The following is an 18,102-nucleotide window of genomic DNA, read 5'->3' as shown; positions in this document are numbered from 1 at the left end:
TAGGTTGGCAGCATGAGCGACGAGCACGCGGGCGAGTACTACTACTGCCTCAAGCACAAGACCGTCGAGCCCTACCAGGGCTGCAAGGCCAAGGACCGCCTCGGCCCCTACGCCTCCCACGCCGAGGCTGCCCGGGCTCTGGAGCACGTCCAGGAGAACAACGAGCAGTGGGACAAGGAAGACAGGGCCTGGGAGGGCGACGCAGGCAACGAGGACAAGTAGAACCAGGCTCCGGGTGACCCTCAGCGCGGGGTGACCCGGAGCAGGACGTCCTCGCCGTCACCGTTGTCGGTGGTGACGAGGAGGTCCCCGTCGGCGGCCAACGAGACCGTACGCAGTCGCCCGTAGTCGCGCATGACCTCGGGCGCTCGTTCCTCGGTGAGCTTCCCGGACTCGTCGAAGGAGAGGATCAGCAGCTCCTGGTCCTTGAGCACGGCGACCGCGAGCGCCCCACCGTAGGCGCCCCACCGGTCCTGGACCGGGATGAAGGTGCCGCCGCCGGTGGCGACGGTCGGGTTGCCGGAGCTCCACGCCGCCTCGATCTGCTTCCCGGGCAGGTCCTGGTCGGTCATCGGCACCGACTCGTCGTAGCCGGCGCCCGGGTTCCAGCCGTAGTCGCCGCCCAGCGTGATCTCGTTGACCTCGTCGTCGCGGTCGGGGCCGTGCTCGACCGACCAGATCGTGCCGTCGGCGCGCTGCGCCAGCCCCTGCACGTTGCGATGTCCGAAGCTCGTGATGAATCGTCGGGGTCCTTCGTCACCCGCCCACGGGTTGCCCGGCCACGGCTCGCCGGTCTCCGGGTCGAGCCGCAGCGTCTTGCCGCCCAGGGAGTCGAGGTTGCGTGGGTTCTCCTCGTTCGCGGCGTCGCCGGTGCCGACCCACAACGCACCGTCGGAGGTGACCAGCAGCCGGCAGCCACCGTGCCTCCCCGAGGTCGTGGGGAAGCCGTCGATCAGGGTTCGCTCCCGGGTGGCCCGGGTCAGTCCGGCGTCGAGGGTCCAGGAGATGACACGTACGTCCTCACCTCCGTTCCACCCCTGGCAGGTGTAGATCCGCCGGTTGTCGGCGAAGTCCGGGTCGATCTCGAGACCCATCAGACCGGTCTCGCCGGAGACCCAGATGTCGTTGTCCTCGAGCGGGATCTCCCGCCGCTCGCCGCCGTCGATCAGCGACAGCACCGCCCGCTCGCGCTCGGTGACCAGGAGCCGGTCCTCGCCGATGTCGGCGACGTCCCAGGGGTGGTCGAGCTCGTCGTTGACCACCTCGACGTCGAGGTCGGGCACCCGGTCGGAGGTGGGCAGGACCGCCGAGGGAGTGGACGAGGTGCTCGGGGGAGCGCTCGCGGAACCGGACGGGTTCAGCGGCGGTGGGGTCGTCGCCGGAGAGGGATCTCCGGCGCACGCGGCGGTCGAGAGCCCGAGAGTGACCACGGAGGCGAGGGCGATGGCTGCGCGCATGGTGTCGACGCTACTGGCCCACTGGGCCCTAGGGTGGGCGGTTGTGACGAACGCCTTCACCACGATGCGGGAGCATCCCTCGGCCGTGCTGCTCGTCGGACAGCTGGTCGCCGTCCTGGCCTACCCGTTCCTCGACGGCTCGACCGCCGGCCGCGCCGGCATCGGCGTGCTCCAGTTGTTGCTGCTGGTCGTCGCCGTCGCGGCCGTACGCCTGACCCCGGCGCTGTCCTGGGTGGCGATCCTGTTCGGTGCGCCGGCGACGATCTTCGCGGTCTGGGAGGCGGTCGCGCCGAACGAGGGCTGGGTCGTGCTGGTCTCGGCGCTCTTCCACGTGCCGTTCTACCTGTTCGTCTCCTACGCGATGATCCGCTACCTCTTCCACGACGACGTAGTGACCCGCGACGAGCTCTACGCCACCGGCGCCGCGTTCACCGTCGTCGCCTGGGCCTTCGCCTATCTGTTCGCGGCCGTGCAGGTGATCTGGCCGGACTCGTTCGACACCCAGCGCTCCTGGTTCGAGCTCCTCTATCTCTCCTTCACGACCCTGACCTCGCTCGGCCTCTCCGACATCGTCCCCGTCCAACCCCACGCCCGCTCGGTCGTCATGGTCGAGCAGGTCGCCGGCGTCTTCTACGTCGCTCTCGTGGTCGCCCGCCTGGTCGGCCTCGCCCGTCCGGGCGGCCGCTGAGCCTTCGTCAAGACGATGTCCTGAGCCTGTCGAAGGGTATGCAGCCGAAGGCACACATCCCTCGCGGAACTCCGCACGGGATGTGTGCCTCGACCTGCATACCTTGACGAAGGATCAGCGGTCAGAAGGTGTGCTCGGGACCCGGGAAGGTGGAGCCCTTGACGTCGGAGATGTAGGCCTCGGTGCCCTCGGCGAGGACCGACTTCACGTCGGCGTACTGCTTCACGAAGCGGGCCATCTTGCCGCCGCGCATGCCGAAGGCGTCCTGCCAGACCAGCACCTGGCCGTCGCAGTCGGGGCCGGCGCCGATGCCGATCGTGGGGATGTCGAGCTCCTTGGTGATCTGCGCGGCGACGTCGCCGGGGACCATCTCCATGACGACCGCGAACGCGCCGGCCTCCTGGACGGCCTTGGCGTCGTCGATGATCCGGTCGGAGCCCTCGCCACGGCCCTGGACGCGGTAGCCGCCGAGCACGTGCTCGGACTGCGGGGTGAAGCCGATGTGGGCGATGACCGGGATGCCACCCTCGGTCAGCTTCTTGATCACCGGGGCCATCTCGGCGCCGCCCTCGAGCTTCACGCAGTGGGCGCCGCCCTCCTTCATGAACCGCACCGCGGTCAGGTAGCCCTGCTCGGGCGATGCCTGGTAGGAGCCGAAGGGCAGGTCGCCGACGACCATCGCCCGCTTCGCGCTGCGCGAGACGGCGCGGGTCAGGGGCAGCAGCTCGTCCACGGTCACCGGAAGCGACGTCTCGTTGCCGAGGACGTTGTTGGAGGCGGAGTCACCGACGAGCAGCAGGTCGACCCCGGCCTCGTCGAAGATCTGGGCGGTGTACATGTCGTAGGAGGTGAGCATCGTGATCTTGTCGCCACGCTGCTTCATCTCGCGAAGATGATGCGTGCGCACCTTGCGTACGGGCTTGGCCGGGGCGTTCCCGGCAGCTCCGGTCCCGTAAGGAGCGGTCTCCTCGGCAGAGGGGTTCGTGCTCATCATCGAGCCTTTCTGGTGTCATCTCGCAGCTCCCTGATGGAGTCCACGGACTACCTCCAGCGTAGGTCCAGATGCACCGGTCCGCGCTGTGGTGGTGATCACAGCCGGTCGAACGGGGCGGCATAGCGGAACGGGCCCCGAAGACCTGGTTCGTACGCCGCCAGCGGCCGTGCCTGAAAGTAGTCACCCCACGCGGGATCGGGCGCCTCGATCCCGAGCGAGGAGGCGGGCACGAAGCCGAAGCGGCCGTAGTAGGCCGGCGAGCCGAGCAGCACCACGACCGGCTCGCCCAACGCGTCGGCGGCGCCGAGCACGGCGTGCATCAGGGCGGAGCCGATCCCGTCGCGCTGCCGGGCGGGGGAGACGCTCACCGGCCCGATCCCGAGGGCAGGTCGCCCGGCGAGCTCCCCGCGGGTGGCCACGACATGGCCGACGATCTCGCCGTCCGCCTCGGCGACCAGGGAGAGCTCCGGGACCCACCCCGGGTCCTCGCGCAGCCAACCCACCAGCGTCGCCTCCCCTGGCACGCCGTCGGGCTCGACCGGTGGGGCGGAGTGCTCCACGCTGGAGAAGGCGGCGGCGGTGACCGCACGGATGTCGGCCACGTCCTCGGGGCGTTCACGTCGGATCAGCACGGTCCGACGTTAAACCGAACGACATCCCCGGCGCTCCTGGTTATCGTCGCGCCCATGCGAGTGCGAGTGCGGGAGGCGACGACGGCCGACCTCGACGCGGTGATCCACGTCGGGATGACGACGTGGCGGGCGACCTACCCGCCGATCACCGGCGAGGCGTACGTCGAGGAGGGCATCGCCAAGTGGTGGGCTCCCGAGGCGGTGCTTCCCGGGATCGAGAACCGCAGGGTCCTGGTCGCCGAGGACGACGCAGTGGTCGGCATGGCCGCCTTCACACCGTTCGAGGACCACCTGATGCTGTGGAAGCTCTACGTCCTCCCCGACGCCCAGGGCTCCGGCTCCGGCGGCGCGCTGCTGGCCGAGGTGATCGCCCGAGCCGGCGACCTGCCCGTACGCCTCACCCACCTCTTCGGCAACGACCGCGCCCACGCCGTGTACAAGCGTCTCGGCTTCATCGAGACCGGCAAGGTCGTCAGTCCCGTCGACGGAGGTCCGGAGGAGGTCGTGATGGAGCGGCCAGCGGGTCCCTTTCACGCACGGCCATAGACTCCCGCGCCATGAAGGTCCTGATCACCGGCGGTGCCGGCTATCTCGGCTCGGTCACCGCGAAAGCGCTGGAGTCGGCGGGCCACACGCCTGTCCTCCTGGACTCGCTGCTCGTGGGCCCGCGGAAGTACGCCGAGGGGCGGATCTTCTATGAAGGTGACATCGCCGATCGTGCACTGCTGCGAAAGATCATCGACGAGCACCCCGACATCGACGCGACGATCCATATGGCCGCGCGGATCGTGGTGCCAGAGTCAGTTGCGCTGCCCTATGAGTAACACCGCGACAACGTCGCCAAGTCGCTCGAGCTCTTCGACGAGCTGACCTCGCTCGGCAAGACTCGGCTGGTCTTCTCCTCCATGGCCTCGCTCTATGCGCTGAAGCCGGAGCTGGAGGTGCGCGAGGGCGACCCGGTCGCGCCGACCTCTCCCTATGCACGCACGAAGCGGATGATGGAGCAGGTCCTGGAGGACATGGCTGCCGCCAGCGACCTGCGCGCGATCATCCTGCGCTACTTCAACCCGATTGGTGCCGACCCGGACCTGGAGTCCGGCTCACCTGCGTGACGCCACCCACGTCGTCCCGATCCTCGCGCAGGCCGCGCTCGGTGAGCGCGAGTCGTTCACCATCACCGGAGTCGACCACCCCACCCGCGACGGCAAGGGCGTACGTGACTACCTGCACGTCTGGGACCTGGCCAAGGCCCACGTACGCGCGGTCGAGAAATTCGACTCGGTCCTGGAGACGACCGGTGAGACCAGCACGTACATCAACATCGGTGCCGGCGACGGCGTCACCGTCCGCGAGATGATCGCTGCCGTCGAGCGTGTCGTCGGGCGTCCGATTCCGACCGACGAGGCCCCGTCGCGCCCTGGTGACGCGGTCGGCGCCTTCGCCAACGCCGACAAGGCCCTCGAGCTGTTGGCCGCGAGCGGCCACCGATTGCTTCGAGACTGCCGCGACACGCCGACACTCGGGCGTGTCGCGGCAGATCTGGTGCCGGTTGAGGCCGCTACCGCCGCTCCAGAATCCCGGATGCGACCGGAGCCGTTGCCGTGGATGATCAACGCCGTGAACGAGACAGACGCTGGTTGGTTTGCCGAGAAGCCCACGCTCGTCGGAAGCACGCTCGTCCTGCGGCCGTTTGCCGAGGGCGATGTCGAGACGATGGCGCGGATCCTCGCCGACCCCGAGGTGCTGAGGCTGACCGGCTCGGTTCACAGCGCAGACGAGAGCGAGGCCGGGACCGGCGTTCCCGACGAGCATCTGCGTGAGTGGTACGCGACCCGCAACCAGCAGCCGGATCGACTCGATCTCGTCATCGTCGACCAGGCGACGGAGGCGGTCGTCGGCGAGGCGGTCATCAACGAGGTCGACACGGGCAACCGCTCGGCGAGCTTCCGTATCCTCATCGGACCCGCCGGCCGCGACCGAGGCCTGGGCACCGAAGCCACGCGCCTGATCGTCGACCACGCCTTCCATACGACGGTGCTGAACCGGATCGAGCTGTGCGTCTACGCGTTCAACCCCAGGGCGAGGCGGACGTATGAGAAGGTCGGGTTCAGCGTCGAGGGTATCCAGCGCGAGGCACTCCGGTACGACGGCGGCTACGTCGACGCAGTCGTCATGTCCCGACTGCGTTCGGAGCACCTCGGAGGTTGAGGCGCGATCTCGGACCGGTCGTACGGCGATCAGGTTGTCACGGCGGGCATCGGTGGCCGGGCAGCCGGTCGGACCTAGACTCGGGGCGTGGACTTCTACTCCGCCTACTCCCATGGCTTCGCGCGGGTCGCGGCGTGCACCATCCCGATCTCGGTCGCCGACCCGGCGGCCAACGCGCGCGAGGTGATCGCGCAGGCCCGCGAGTGCAGCCAGGAGGGGGTGGCGGTCGCGGTGTTCCCGGAGCTGTGCCTCTCGGGCTACTCGATCGACGACCTCGTCCTTCAGCGCACCCTCCTCGACGCCGTCCACGCCGCGATCAGCGCGATCGTGGTGGCCTCCGAGGAGCTGCTGCCGGTGATCGTCGTCGGCGCCCCGCTGCGCCACGGCGACCGGGTGCTCAACACCGCTGTCGTGATCCACGGCGGCGAGGTGCTCGGCGTGGTGCCGAAGACCTACCTGCCGACCTACCGCGAGTTCTACGAGAAGAGGTGGTACGGCACCGGCGACGGCGCCGACGGCACCATCATGCTCGGCGGCGAGGAGGTGCCGCTCAGCAACGAGCTGCTCTTCCGCTGCACCGACATCAAGGATCTCGTCTTCCACGTCGAGATCTGCGAGGACATGTGGGTCCCGGTGCCGCCGAGCGCCAAGGCGGCGCTGGCCGGGGCGACCGTGCTGCTCAACCTCTCCGCCAGCCCGATCACGGTCGGCCGCTCCGACTCCCGCCGCCTGCTGGTGCAGTCGGCCTCCGCGCGGTGCCTGGCCGCCTACGTCTACACCGCCGCCGGCCAGGGCGAGTCGACGACCGACCTGTCCTGGGACGGGCAGACGATGGCGTACGAGCTCGGCGAGCTGCTGGGGGAGACCGAGCGGTTCCCGGACGGTCCGCGGCGCACGGTGGTCGACGTCGACCTGGAGCGGATCCGCGCCGAGCGGATCCGGCAGGGCACCTTCGACGACAACCGCCGTGCCGAGGGGACGTTCCACTCCGAGATCGAGTTCGAGCTCGCTCCGCCGCTGACCGGCGACGGTCTGCGCCGCAAGGTCGACCGATTCCCGTTCGTCCCCGACGACCCCGAGAAGCTCGCGCTGGAGTGCTACGAGGCCTACAACATCCAGGTCTCCGGGCTCGAGAAGCGGCTCCAGTCGATCGGCCCGGACACCAAGATCGTCATCGGCGTCTCCGGCGGCCTCGACTCCACCCATGCGCTGATCGTCGCCGCCAAGGCGATGGAGCGGCTCGGCCGGCCGGCCTCCGACATCCTGGCGTTCACGATGCCCGGGTTCGCGACCTCCGACGACACCAAGTCGAACGCGATCCATCTGATGGAGGCGCTCGGGACGACCTACGAGACGCTCGACATCCGTCCCACCGCGACCCAGATGCTCAAGGAGATCGGCCACCCGGCCGGCGACGGCGAGCCGGTCTACGACGTGACGTTCGAGAACGTGCAGGCGGGGCTGCGCACGGACTTCCTGTTCCGCATCGCCAACCAGCGCGGCGGCATCGTGCTCGGCACCGGCGACCTCTCCGAGCTCGCGCTCGGCTGGGCGACCTACGGCGTCGGCGACCAGATGTCGCACTACAACGTCAACGCCGGCGTGCCGAAGACCCTGATCCAGCACCTGATCCGCTGGGTGATCACGACCGAGCAGTTCGACGGCACCGCCGACGAAGTGCTCCAGGAGATCCTCGACCAGGAGATCTCGCCCGAGCTCGTTCCGGGGGAGGAGCTGCAGTCGACGGAGCAGAAGATCGGGCCGTACGCCCTGCAGGACTTCACCCTCTTCCACACCGTCCGCAACGGCTTCACGCCCTCGAAGATCGCCTTCCTGGCCTGGAACGCCTGGCACGACGTCGAGGCCGGCGAGTGGCCGCCGGGGTTCCCGGAGGAGAAGCGGACGGCGTACGAGATGAAGGAGATCCGCGCCTGGCTCGAGGTCTTCGTGAAGCGCTTCTTCGCCAACCAGTTCAAGCGCTCGGCGCTGCCGAACGGTCCCAAGGTCTCCAACGGCGGCACCATGTCGCCGCGCGGTGACTGGCGGATGCCCTCGGACGCGTCGCCGGCAGCCTGGCTCGCCGAGATCGAGGCCCGGGTTCCCGTGGAGTAGGGACGCACCCGGAGGGTGAAGGCAATAGCTTCATCCCTGTCGAATTAAGCAAATACCTTCAGTCGCCGAAAATGAAGGTATGATCTTCATATGGAAACCGTGGCAACGGTGATCGGAGACCTCGTCGGCTCGCGCACCACGTCCGACCGCGCGAAGGTCCACGAGGTGTTCGCCGATGCCGTCGAGGAGGTCAACCGGCAGTGGCGCCCGGTCGATCCGCTGCGGATCACCGTCGGAGACGAGTACCAAGGCGCCTTCGAGACCGTCGGTGCCGCGATCCAGGCCACGTTCCGGCTGCGGATCGCGCTCGACCCCGTGGTCGGCGTACGCCACGGCATCAGCTGGGGTGCCACCCGGGTGCTCCGCGACGACCCCCGGGTCGAGGACGGGCCGGGGTGGTGGTCGGCGCGGGCGGCGATCGAGAGGGCGGAGGAGGCCGAGAACAAGGCGGCCTCGCGCAGCGTACGGACCTGGTATCAGCCCGCGGAGGAGGCGGGTGGGCCGGATCCGGCCGCGATCAACGCCGCGCTGGTCGCGCGCGACGAGCTCTTCCATCGCCTGGATCGGTCCTCGGTGTCGGTGCTTTCTGGCATGCTCTCCGGCATGTCTCAGAAGGCCATCGCCGCCGAGCTCGACATCACCCCCTCGGCGGTCTCCCAGCGCATCCGCCGCGACGGCATCGCCGTGATCGTGCGCGCCGACGAGCTGTTGGGGGACATCGGATGAGCTGGATAGCGCTGCTGCTGATCGGGGTCGGGACGGTCGACTTCGCCCACGCGATCATCGACCCGCTCCGGCGGATCCGCTGGGTGCCTGAGGCGGTCGGTGCGGCGGTCGTGATCGCCTTCGGGCTGCTCTCGGCCCTGTTCGGAGGCGACCTCGCCGCGGTGATCGTCATCGCCGGGATCGCGGTGCTGTGGGGCTTCCTGGCCCACTCGCCCCAGGGCTCGGACAAGAACCCCCGTCCGGGGATCCCGCTGGCCCTGTTGAGCGGGGCGATCTTCGTCGGGATCCTGCTGGCTCCGGTGGCCGGCGAGGTCGGCGGCCCGGTGGCCGCCTGGGCGGCGCAGGCGCCCTGGGCCTGGGTCGAGGCGGCGCGACCCGAGGCCGTGCTGCTCGCCTTCGGTGGCCTGCTGGTCCAGGTCTCGACCGGCAACGTCGTGGTGCAGCTCGTCCTCGACGTCGCCAAGGTGGCCAACCCGCTCGACGGCGTCGCCGGCAACAACCTCAAGGGTGGCAGGATCCTGGGGCCGCTCGAGCGGCTGACGATCTTCGGGCTCGGTCTCACCGGCAGCCTCGCCGCGGCCGGCCTGGTGGTCGCGGCCAAGAGCCTGGTCCGGTGGCCGGAGCTGCAGTCGTTCCGTGACGAGAGCGAGGGTCCGAGCATCAACGACGTGACCGAATACTTCTTGGTCGGCAGCTTCGTCTCCTGGATGACCTCGCTGGTGACCCTCGCCCTGGTCATCACCTAGATTGCGGTGTCATGACTGTGGGTAAGGCTCTTGGGCTCGTGGTGGCCGCGGTGCTCCTTCTGGCCGGAGGAGCGCTGGCGATGACCGGCATGGGCTATCTCGGCGGAGGCGGCACGAGCACCACCTGGTCGGTCGTCGGAGCGGCGCTGGCGGGGTTCGGGGTGGCGCTGGTGATCTCGATCTTCAGAGGTCCCCGACACTGACCTCGACACTGACCCCGGCACGGGGGTCTCGGCCGTAACCTCGGACCGTTAGTGTTCACGCATGGGCAAGCAACAGGACTTCGTGCTCCGGGCACTCGAAGAGCGGGACGTACGTTTCGTGCGGCTGTGGTTCACCGACGTGCTCGGTTATCTGAAGTCGGTCGCGGTGGCGCCGGCCGAGCTGGAGAGCGCCTTCGCCGAGGGCATCGGATTCGACGGCAGCGCGATCGAGGGATTCGCGCGGGTGACGGAGGCCGACATGCTGGCGCTGCCGGACCCGAGCACCTTCCAGATCCTCCCGTGGCGCCAGGACGGTCCGTCCACGGGCCGGATGTTCTGCGACATCGTGATGCCCGACGGGTCCCCGTCCTACGCGGACCCGCGCTACGTGCTCAAGCGCACCCTGTCCAACGCCGCGGAGAAGGGCTTCACCTTCTACACGCACCCCGAGATCGAGTTCTACCTCTTCAAGGACAACCCACGTGACGGCAGCGAGCCGACCCCGGTCGACTCCAGTGGCTACTTCGACCACACCGCTCAGTCGATGGGCGCCGACTTCCGGCGTGAGGCGATCACGATGCTCGAAGCCATGGGCATCAGCGTCGAGTACAGCCACCACGAAGGTGGGCCGGGCCAGAACGAGATCGACCTGCGCTACGCCGACGCGCTGAGCACGGCCGACAACATCATGACCTTCCGTACGGTCATCCGCGAGGTCGCGCTGAGCCAGGGCATCTGGGCGAGCTTCATGCCCAAGCCCTTCACCGACCACCCGGGCTCGGGCATGCACACCCACCTGAGCCTGTTCGAGGGCGACGCCAACGCCTTCTACGAGCCGGGCGCCGAATACCAGCTCTCCAAGACCGGCCGCAGCTTCATCGGCGGCGTGCTCCGCCACGCGGGCGAGATCACCGCGGTGACCAACCAGTGGGTCAACTCCTACAAGCGCCTGATCGGCGGGGGAGAGGCGCCGGCTCACGTCGCCTGGGGCCACAACAACCGCTCGGCGCTGGTCCGGGTGCCGATGTACAAGCCGCTCAAGGGCCAGTCGACCCGCATCGAGGTCCGGAGCCTCGACGCCGCCTGCAACCCCTACCTGGCGTTCGCCGTGATCCTGGCGGCGGGTATGAAGGGCATCGAGGAGGGCTACGAGCTCCCGCGCGAGGCCGAGGACGACGTGTGGGCACTGACCGAGCGCGAGCGCAAGAGCCTCGGCATCGAGCCGCTGCCGGAGAACCTCGACGAGGCGATCGGGATGGCGGAGGACTCCGAGCTGCTCGCCGAGACCCTCGGGGAGCACGTCTTCGACTTCTTCCTGCGCAACAAGCGTGCCGAGTGGGCCGCCTACCGCGAGCAGGTGACCGCTTACGAGCGCTCCCGGATGCTGCCCGTCATCTGAGCCGGCAAACTGGTTGTCAAGGAAACTCGAGCCCGATTCCACACTTCCGATCCGGTGCTGCCACACTGGATCGAACGGGAGAGTGGGAGTGATGTCGTTGAGTCTTCCCCGAGTGCTTGTGATTCAGCACGAGGAGACAGTTCCGCCGGCGTTGTTCGGTCATTGGCTGGCTGAGGCGGGCATGTGCGTCGACGTCTGCCGGGCGTACGCCGAACCGATCCCGCAGCTCTCGTCGCTGGACGCCTCCTACTCGGGGCTGCTCGTGATGGGCGGCTCGATGGACGCCGACTCCGACGCCGAACACCCCTGGCTGAAGGTCACCCGCGAGCGGATCGCGCAGGCCGCCGGCGCCGGCATCCCGACGCTCGGGATCTGTCTGGGTCACCAGCTCGCGGCGATGGCTCTCGGGGGCTCCGTGGAGCGCAGCCCGTTCGGTCTCACCGTGGGCGTGCACCAGGTGACCTGGGAGCCCGAGGTGCTCTTCGACCCGCTGATGCGTCTGCTGGCGGGCGACGATCGCGCCCTGCACTGGCACCGTGACGTCGTCGGCGAGCTGCCCGAGGGCACGGTCAAGCTGGCCAGCTCGATCGACGGGCAGGTGCAGGCGGCACGGTTCGCCCCGACGGTGTGGGGCGTGCAGTTCCACCCCGAGGTCGACGCCGCCGCGGTGGCCGTCTGGGCGCGCGAGTCCGTCGACGAGCTCGAGCAGATCGGCCGCAGCGTCGAGGACGTGATCGCGACCGCAACGTTCGCCGAGAACGAGCTCATCAAGACCTGGCAGCCACTGGCCTTCGGTTTCGCGCGGCTGGTCCGCGAGCGGGTCGCCGCCGTCGCTCCCGGCCGCGCCCGCGGCGACGTCGTCCCGACCCCTAGGCCCTGGAGCGCCTGACACCGACCCGGGTGACAGAATCTGGGCCATGACGTTGCCAGGCAAGGGCGAGCTGCTCCGGCTCGGCTTCAACGACCCGGACACGGCCCTGGAGGATCTGGCAGCTCTCGGTGACGGCACCCAGGAGCTGTTGGCGATCCTCGGTCAGGCCGCCGACCCCGACGCGGCGCTCGACGGTCTGGTCGTGCTCGCCGACTCTCAGGGCGACGGCTTCGTCGAGGAGCTCGCCGGCGACGAGGGCACCGCGATGCGGCTGGTCTCCGTGCTCGGCGCCTCACCGGCGCTGACCGACCACCTCGCTCGCCATCCCGCTCATTGGCGGGAGCTGGCCGACCCGACCCTCGGCACGACCAGGCCCGCGGCGTACGTCTTCCGTGCCTCGCTGCTCGAGGCGGTCGGCGCCGACCCGGCTGATGCGAGCCCGGTGGCCACGGCCCCGGACGCGGAGGCGGTCGATGCGCTGCGGGTGGAGTACCGCCGCTGGCTGCTCCGGCTCGCCGCCCGCGACCTGGCCCACCAGCTCCCGGTCGACGATGTCGCCGCCGAGCTCTCCGATCTTGCCTGCGCGACCCTCGAGGCCGCGCTGGCGGTGGCCCGCGCGCGGGTGGGCGCCGATGCCGAGAAGGTCCGGCTGGCGGTCATCGCGATGGGCAAGTGCGGTGGCCACGAGCTCAACTACGTCTCCGACGTCGACGTGATCTTCGTCCACCACGCCGCCGACGGGGTCGGCGACGACGTCTCGCTGCGGGTCGCCACCCGGCTCGCCAGCAACCTGATCCAGGTCTGCTCGGCCCACACCGGCGAGGGCACCATCTGGCCGGTCGACGCCGCGCTACGCCCCGAGGGCAAGGCGGGTGCGCTCTCGCGCACCATCACCGGCCATGTCGGCTACTACGAGCGCTGGGCGAGCACCTGGGAGTTCCAGGCGCTGCTCAAGGCGCGCCCGGCCGCGGGTGACCTCGAGCTCGGCCGGGCCTACGTCGACGCCGTCAACCCGTTCGTGTGGAAGGCCGCCGAGCGTGACGGCTTCGTCGCCGACACCCAGAAGATGCGCCGCCGGGTCATCGCCCACATCCCGTCCAACCAGGCCGACCGCGAGCTCAAGCTCGGCGCCGGCGGGCTGCGCGACGTGGAGTTCGCCGTGCAGCTGCTGCAGCTGGTCCACGGCCGCGCCGACACCGGGATCCGCCAGCCGACCACGCTCTCCGCGCTGTCGGCGCTGACCCGCGCCGGCTACGTCGGCCGCGAGGACGGCGAGGCCATGCACGAGGCGTATGCGTTCCTGCGCCGGATGGAGCACCGGCTCCAGCTCTACCGGCTCCGCCGCACCCACGTCGTCCCCGACGACGAGGAGGCACTGCGCCGGCTGGCACGCTCGCTCGGCTACCTGCGCGACCCGGTGGTGCGGCTGGAGAAGGAGTGGGGACACCAGCGGATCGAGGTGCGCCGCCTCCACGAGAAGCTCTTCTACCGCCCGCTCCTGGACGCCGTCGCCCGGATCCCGTCAGGTCAGGCCCATCTGTCCGCGAAGGCCGCCGAGGCGCGGCTGACCGCCCTGGGCTACGCCGACCCCAAGGCCGCGCTGCGGCACCTGGAGGCGCTCACCACGGGCGTCTCCCGGCGTGCCGCACTGCAGCGAGCGCTGCTCCCGGTGATGCTGCAGTGGCTCTCCGAGGGCGCCGACCCCGACGCCGGGCTCTTCGGGTTCCGCCGGATCTCCGACGCCCTCGGCGCCACGCCCTGGTATCTGCGCTCCCTGCGCGACGAGGGCCTGGTCGCGCAACGCTTCGCCACGATCCTGTCCACCTCGCGCTACACCACGGCGCTGCTCGAGCGTGAGCCCGAGGCGTTGCGCCTGCTCGGCCACGATCTCGCGCCGCTCTCGGCCGAGGCGCTGACCGACGAGATGGTCGCCCGCGCCGCCCGCCGGCGCACCACCACCTCCGCCGAGGAGGCCGTACGCCACATCCGGGCGATCCGCCGGCGCGAGCTGTTCCGGATCTCGGCCGCCGAGCTCCTCGGCGAGACCGAGATCGACACCGTCGGTGCTGCCCTTTCCCGGCTGACCGATGCCACCTTGGAGGCCTCGCTGCGCACGGTCGTGGCCGAGGAGGTCGCCCGCCGCGAGATCGAGGAGCCGCCCACCCGGATCGCCATCATCGCGATGGGCCGCTACGGCGGGTTCGAGCTCTCCTACGCCTCCGACGCCGATGTGCTCTTCGTCCATCAGCCCGTCGAAGGCGCCGACCCGGCCGAGGCGACCCGGTTCGCGCTCAAGGTGATCGCCGACCTCCGCCGCCTGCTCGCCCTGCCCGGTGCCGACCCGCCGCTCGAGCTGGATGCCGACCTGCGCCCCGAGGGGCGGCAGGGCGCGTTGGTGCGGACGCTGCCTGCGTACGCCTCCTACTACGCGAAGTGGTCCGGCATCTGGGAGTCGCAGGCGCTGCTGCGCGCCGACGCGGTCGTCGGCGACCCGCGGGTCCGCGAGGCGTTCACCGAGATGATCGACCCGCTGCGCTACCCCGAGGGCGGGCTGAGCGAGGACGACATCATCGAGGTGCGCCGGATCAAGGGCCGTGTCGACCACGAGCGGCTCCCGCGCGGCGCCGACCCCAACACCCATCTCAAGCTCGGCCGCGGTGGGCTCGCCGACATCGAGTGGACCGTCCAGCTGCTGCAGCTGCGCCATGCGTACGCCGTCCCCGGGCTGCGCACTCCACGCACCGTCGAGGCGCTGCGGGCCGCCCGCGACGCCTCGCTGATCGAGGCCGACGATGCCGAGACGCTCATCGAGGCGTGGCGGATGGTGAGCCGCGTCCGCAACGCGGTCACGCTCGCGCGCGGCCGTCCGGCGGACTCGCTGCCCGCGGGACCGGTCGAGCTGCACGCCGTCGCGACCATCCTCGGCTATCCGGACGGCGCCACCGACGAGCTGGTCAACGACTACCTGCGGATGACCCGCCTGGCCCACGGCGTGGTCGAGCGCGTCTTCTGGGAGTGACCTCGAGCGGATCGCGGGGGTAGGGGCTGCTGCCCCTACCCCCGCGAAAGTCTCTACAGGTTGTTGTTGCGCGGCGGCAGCCAACCCGGGGGGCGCTGCTGCCGGGGCTGCTGCGGCTGGGCCGGCGGCTCGTTGCTCGCCTCGTCGCTGGGCTGCCTGCCCTGCGGCCTGAAGAAGTCCGGCTTCGGCTCCGGGACGCCGTTGGAGGCCTGCTGGGCGTAGGGCCGGGGCGTCCAGCGTCCGTTCTGCGGGCGCAGCTGCGCCGGACGCTGGGAGCGCTGGGCGAACATGCCGCCGATGCCCCCGCCGGCCGGTTGATTCGCCTGCGGGCTGCCGGACGCTGCCGGCTGCCGCGTCGGGAGCGGCCGCAGCGGCTGTTGCGACACGGCGGGCTGCTGGCCGGTGATCGGCTGCGGGCCGGTGTTGTACCGCTGCGGACCGGTGTTGTACTGCGGCGCCATGGCCGGCCGCTGCGGCATCATCGGGTGTGACCCGGAGTCGGTGGTCGCCCGCTCGCCCGGGGTCCAGGGGCCGTCGAGATCGTCGTCGATGCCCGCGAACATGGTGCCGAAGCCGATCACGATCAGCATGCCCGCCGAGATCGCGAAGATCGGCATCGCCAGATAGACCGGGTCCGCGCCGCTGACGTGGCCGAGCTTGTCGTCGGAGGAGGTGTGGATCTCCAGGGCGAGCATGCCGGTGTAGTGCATGACGCACACGCCGATGCCCATGATGACGGCGGCAGCCACCCGCATCAGGCGTGTGGTGACGTTGAAGGCGAAGAAGAGCGCGAGAGCCGACGCGACCAGCGCGATGACGACGGAGGCCACGACCACCGCCGGCTTCCAGACCATCTTGGCGCTCATGTCCATCGCGTACATGCCGGTGTAGTGCATCGCGCACACGCCGGCGCCGGTCACCAGGCCACCGACGATGTAGCCCGTCTTTCCGGGCATGGCCGTCGCGATGAGCATGCCGACCATCGCGGCGACGACGGCGGCGGCCAGAGAGATCAGCGTGATGCCGATGTCGAGGGCGTACGCCACGTGGCTGTCGAAGGCGAGCATGCCGATGAAGTGCATGGACCAGATCGCGCCACCGCCGATCGAGGTCGCCGCGCCGAACAGCCAGAGCCAGGACCCGGTGCCTTCGCCCCGGCGGCGGGCGCGGTTCGCACACGTCAGGCCGACCCACGATCCGAGTACTGAGATGATGAATGACATCCCGACCAGAGGCTGGCTGAAGGCCCCGATCGTGACTTCCTCAATGCTGGTCACGCTGTTTGACTTCCTCTCGTTCCTCGCCTGACGGGGTGTGGGGGATCGGCGGGGTAGATATGGAAACATGCATAGATGCCCCAAGGGGTATCCGTAATGCATCCGTAACGGGACATGGTTCCCCTGTAGTCCGGGTCACAATAGAGGAACAGGTCCCCTATTTCCATGCGGGGGTATGGTGTCTCCGCTATGCCCGATGATGTATATGTGCTCGAGCTCGACGACATGCAGCAGTCGGCTGTCGATCTGGGGGATCCGACCCGCCTCGTGTTCGACTACATGAGGCGTATCGGCGATGTTATCGACCGACTGCCTCCGGGGCCAGTGCGTGTATTGCATGTCGGTGGTGCCGCGATGACACTGCCGCGCTATGTCCACGCGACCCGGCCGCGTTCCTCGCAGATCGTGCTCGAGCCGTCGGTGGAGGTCATCGAGCGCGTACGCAGCGAGGCGCCGCTCCCGCCGCGCAGCGGCATCAAGGTGCGTCCCGTCGACGGGAAGAGCGGCATCGGCGGCGTACGCGACGGCTTCGCCGACATCGTGATCCTCGATGCGTTCGACGGCGGCCTCACCCCCGGGGAGCTGACCTCGGCCGCCTTCGTCGAGGACGTACGCCGTGTGCTGGCGCCCGGCGGGCTCTTCGTCGCCAACCTCGTCGACCGGGCGCCGTTCACGCAGGCACGTGACTTCGTCGCGGTGGCCCGTGACCTCGGTGACGTGGTCGTCGGTGTCGAGCCCGCCACGTTGAAGGGCCGCCGCTCGGGCAACCTGGTCATCGCCTGTGGCACGGTGCCGGACTCGCCGTTCGGGTCGCCGTCTCCGATGGAGTACCGCATCTTCACCGGTCGTGCCGTCGCGGACTCCTTCGGCGGCGGCACCCGCCGCTAGGCTGACGGGCATGTCGATCGAGCTGGCCCGCGCCCACCTGGACCGATTCGGCCGCGGTGGGGAGATCATCGAGTCGGAGGAGTCGAAGGCGACCGTCGAGCTCGCCGCGGTGGCCCTCGGTGTCTCGCCGGCGGAGATCGCCAAGACGATCAGCCTCTACACCGAGGACCGCTCCGCCGCGATCCTCGTCGTCGCCTCCGGCGACGCGAAGATCGCCAACGCGAAGTTCAAGGCCCACTTCGGCACCAAGGCGCGGATGCTCGCGGCCGAGGACGTCGAGCCGATGACCGGCCATGCGATCGGCGGGGTCTGCCCGTTCGGCAACCCGCCGTCGGCCGAGGTCTGGCTCGACGCCTCGCTCAAGCGCTTCGACACGGTCTACCCGGCCGCGGGCGGCGCCAACACCACCATCGCGCTCACCCTCGGTGACCTGGAGACGATCAGCGGGGCGCGGGGCTGGGTCGACGTCACCAAGCTTCCCGAGACCGAGCCCGCCCAGTAAATGGGGGACGGCCCCGCCCTGCCGAAGCAGGAGCGGGGCCGCCTTGAAAGCCGGAGTCAGACCGGACGGACGTTCTCGGCCTGCGGGCCCTTCGGGCCCTGGGTGACGTCGAACTCGACGCGCTGGTTCTCGTCCAGGGTCTTGTAGCCCTGGGTCTGGATCGCGGAGAAGTGCACGAAGACGTCGTCGCCCCCGTTGTCCTGGGCGATGAAGCCGAAGCCCTTGTCGCCGTTGAACCACTTCACGGTTCCCTGAGTCATGAATCTAATCCTTGTGTACACAGGGCGACTCCGTGCCGCCCTTTGGGCGTTGAATCCACGAGTCCTGATTTCTGCTTCTGCGGAAGACCAAGTGCTGCACGAACGGTCACCGAGAGCAAC

18 protein-coding genes and 1 pseudogene are annotated in these 18,102 nt (G+C 69.6%); 14 read left to right on the top strand and 5 right to left on the bottom strand.

Features of this window, described 5'->3' with window-relative positions:
* Positions 1-12: 12 nt before the first annotated feature.
* Positions 13-222, top strand: a complete 210-nt coding sequence (locus tag ACIA03_RS07395) for a hypothetical protein (RefSeq protein ID WP_141794218.1) — start codon at positions 13-15, stop codon at positions 220-222.
* Between the two features lie 20 nt (positions 223-242).
* Here the strand turns inward: ACIA03_RS07395 and ACIA03_RS07390 are convergent, their stop codons facing one another.
* Complete coding sequence (locus ACIA03_RS07390) at positions 243-1,457, bottom strand: PQQ-dependent sugar dehydrogenase (RefSeq protein WP_396980758.1); 1,215 nt, start codon at positions 1,455-1,457, stop codon at positions 243-245.
* A gap of 43 nt (positions 1,458-1,500) precedes the next feature.
* Here ACIA03_RS07390 and ACIA03_RS07385 point away from each other — a divergent pair, with 43 nt between their 5' ends.
* A complete protein-coding gene (locus tag ACIA03_RS07385) occupies positions 1,501-2,145 on the top strand; it encodes an ion channel (protein WP_396980756.1) in 645 nt (214 codons plus the stop codon).
* Positions 2,146-2,266: 121 nt separating this feature from the next.
* On the opposite strand, the gene panB is transcribed toward ACIA03_RS07385, so the two are convergent.
* Together panB and ACIA03_RS07375 are read right to left on the bottom strand one after the other, a co-directional pair.
* Complete coding sequence (gene panB, locus ACIA03_RS07380) at positions 2,267-3,139, bottom strand: 3-methyl-2-oxobutanoate hydroxymethyltransferase (RefSeq protein ID WP_396980754.1); 873 nt, start codon at positions 3,137-3,139, stop codon at positions 2,267-2,269.
* 95 nt (positions 3,140-3,234) lie between these two features.
* Entirely contained in the window at positions 3,235-3,771 is a 537-nt protein-coding gene (locus ACIA03_RS07375; RefSeq protein ID WP_396980752.1) for a GNAT family N-acetyltransferase, read from the bottom strand.
* Positions 3,772-3,825: 54 nt separating this feature from the next.
* Here ACIA03_RS07375 and ACIA03_RS07370 point away from each other — a divergent pair, with 54 nt between their 5' ends.
* The 10 genes and pseudogenes from ACIA03_RS07370 to ACIA03_RS07325 all read left to right on the top strand — a co-directional run bounded on the left by ACIA03_RS07370 (position 3,826) and on the right by ACIA03_RS07325 (position 15,055).
* Positions 3,826-4,317, top strand: coding sequence for a GNAT family N-acetyltransferase (locus ACIA03_RS07370; protein WP_396980750.1), 492 nt, complete (start codon positions 3,826-3,828; stop codon positions 4,315-4,317).
* An 11-nt stretch (positions 4,318-4,328) separates the two neighbouring features.
* Positions 4,329-4,883 (top strand): annotated as a pseudogene (locus tag ACIA03_RS07365) (NAD-dependent epimerase/dehydratase family protein).
* Entirely contained in the window at positions 4,846-5,979 is a 1,134-nt protein-coding gene (locus tag ACIA03_RS07360) for a GNAT family N-acetyltransferase (protein ID WP_396980748.1), read from the top strand. Before ACIA03_RS07365 ends, ACIA03_RS07360 begins: the two are co-directional and overlap by 38 nt.
* A gap of 87 nt (positions 5,980-6,066) precedes the next feature.
* Positions 6,067-8,091 (top strand): NAD(+) synthase, encoded by a 2,025-nt coding sequence (locus ACIA03_RS07355; protein WP_396980746.1) that lies wholly within the window; start codon positions 6,067-6,069, stop codon positions 8,089-8,091.
* Positions 8,092-8,181: 90 nt separating this feature from the next.
* Positions 8,182-8,817 (top strand): SatD family protein, encoded by a 636-nt coding sequence (locus tag ACIA03_RS07350; protein ID WP_396980744.1) that lies wholly within the window; start codon positions 8,182-8,184, stop codon positions 8,815-8,817.
* A complete protein-coding gene (locus ACIA03_RS07345; protein WP_396980742.1) occupies positions 8,814-9,563 on the top strand; it encodes a hypothetical protein in 750 nt (249 codons plus the stop codon). The genes ACIA03_RS07350 and ACIA03_RS07345 overlap by 4 nt, the downstream gene beginning before the upstream one ends.
* 11 nt (positions 9,564-9,574) lie before the next feature.
* Complete coding sequence (locus tag ACIA03_RS07340) at positions 9,575-9,766, top strand: hypothetical protein (protein WP_396980740.1); 192 nt, start codon at positions 9,575-9,577, stop codon at positions 9,764-9,766.
* 61 nt (positions 9,767-9,827) lie between these two features.
* The gene (glnA, locus tag ACIA03_RS07335; protein WP_396980738.1) at positions 9,828-11,165 is read left to right on the top strand and encodes a type I glutamate--ammonia ligase; all 1,338 of its coding nucleotides are present in this window, start codon (positions 9,828-9,830) and stop codon (positions 11,163-11,165) included.
* Positions 11,166-11,277: 112 nt separating this feature from the next.
* Positions 11,278-12,054 (top strand): type 1 glutamine amidotransferase, encoded by a 777-nt coding sequence (locus ACIA03_RS07330; RefSeq protein ID WP_396980736.1) that lies wholly within the window; start codon positions 11,278-11,280, stop codon positions 12,052-12,054.
* A 28-nt stretch (positions 12,055-12,082) separates the two neighbouring features.
* Complete coding sequence (locus ACIA03_RS07325) at positions 12,083-15,055, top strand: bifunctional [glutamine synthetase] adenylyltransferase/[glutamine synthetase]-adenylyl-L-tyrosine phosphorylase (RefSeq protein WP_396980734.1); 2,973 nt, start codon at positions 12,083-12,085, stop codon at positions 15,053-15,055.
* A 53-nt stretch (positions 15,056-15,108) separates the two neighbouring features.
* On the opposite strand, the gene ACIA03_RS07320 is transcribed toward ACIA03_RS07325, so the two are convergent.
* Positions 15,109-16,332, bottom strand: a complete 1,224-nt coding sequence (locus ACIA03_RS07320; protein ID WP_396980732.1) for an MHYT domain-containing protein — start codon at positions 16,330-16,332, stop codon at positions 15,109-15,111.
* 189 nt (positions 16,333-16,521) lie between these two features.
* Here ACIA03_RS07320 and ACIA03_RS07315 point away from each other — a divergent pair, with 189 nt between their 5' ends.
* The gene (locus ACIA03_RS07315; protein WP_396980730.1) at positions 16,522-17,220 is read left to right on the top strand and encodes a spermidine synthase; all 699 of its coding nucleotides are present in this window, start codon (positions 16,522-16,524) and stop codon (positions 17,218-17,220) included.
* 10 nt (positions 17,221-17,230) lie between these two features.
* Entirely contained in the window at positions 17,231-17,722 is a 492-nt protein-coding gene (locus tag ACIA03_RS07310; RefSeq protein WP_396980729.1) for a YbaK/EbsC family protein, read from the top strand.
* Between the two features lie 56 nt (positions 17,723-17,778).
* Here ACIA03_RS07310 and ACIA03_RS07305 read toward each other — a convergent pair whose 3' ends face one another.
* Positions 17,779-17,982: a cold-shock protein gene (locus ACIA03_RS07305; protein WP_008357755.1), complete on the bottom strand. Its 204-nt coding sequence runs from the start codon at positions 17,980-17,982 to the stop codon at positions 17,779-17,781.
* Between the last annotated feature and the right edge of the window lie 120 nt (positions 17,983-18,102).

Source organism: Nocardioides sp. NPDC051685 (assembly GCF_044453405.1).
Lineage (GTDB): Bacteria > Actinomycetota > Actinomycetes > Propionibacteriales > Nocardioidaceae > Nocardioides.
Note: the sequence above shows the minus strand (reverse complement) of the source record. Positions and strands in the feature narration are given on the sequence as shown.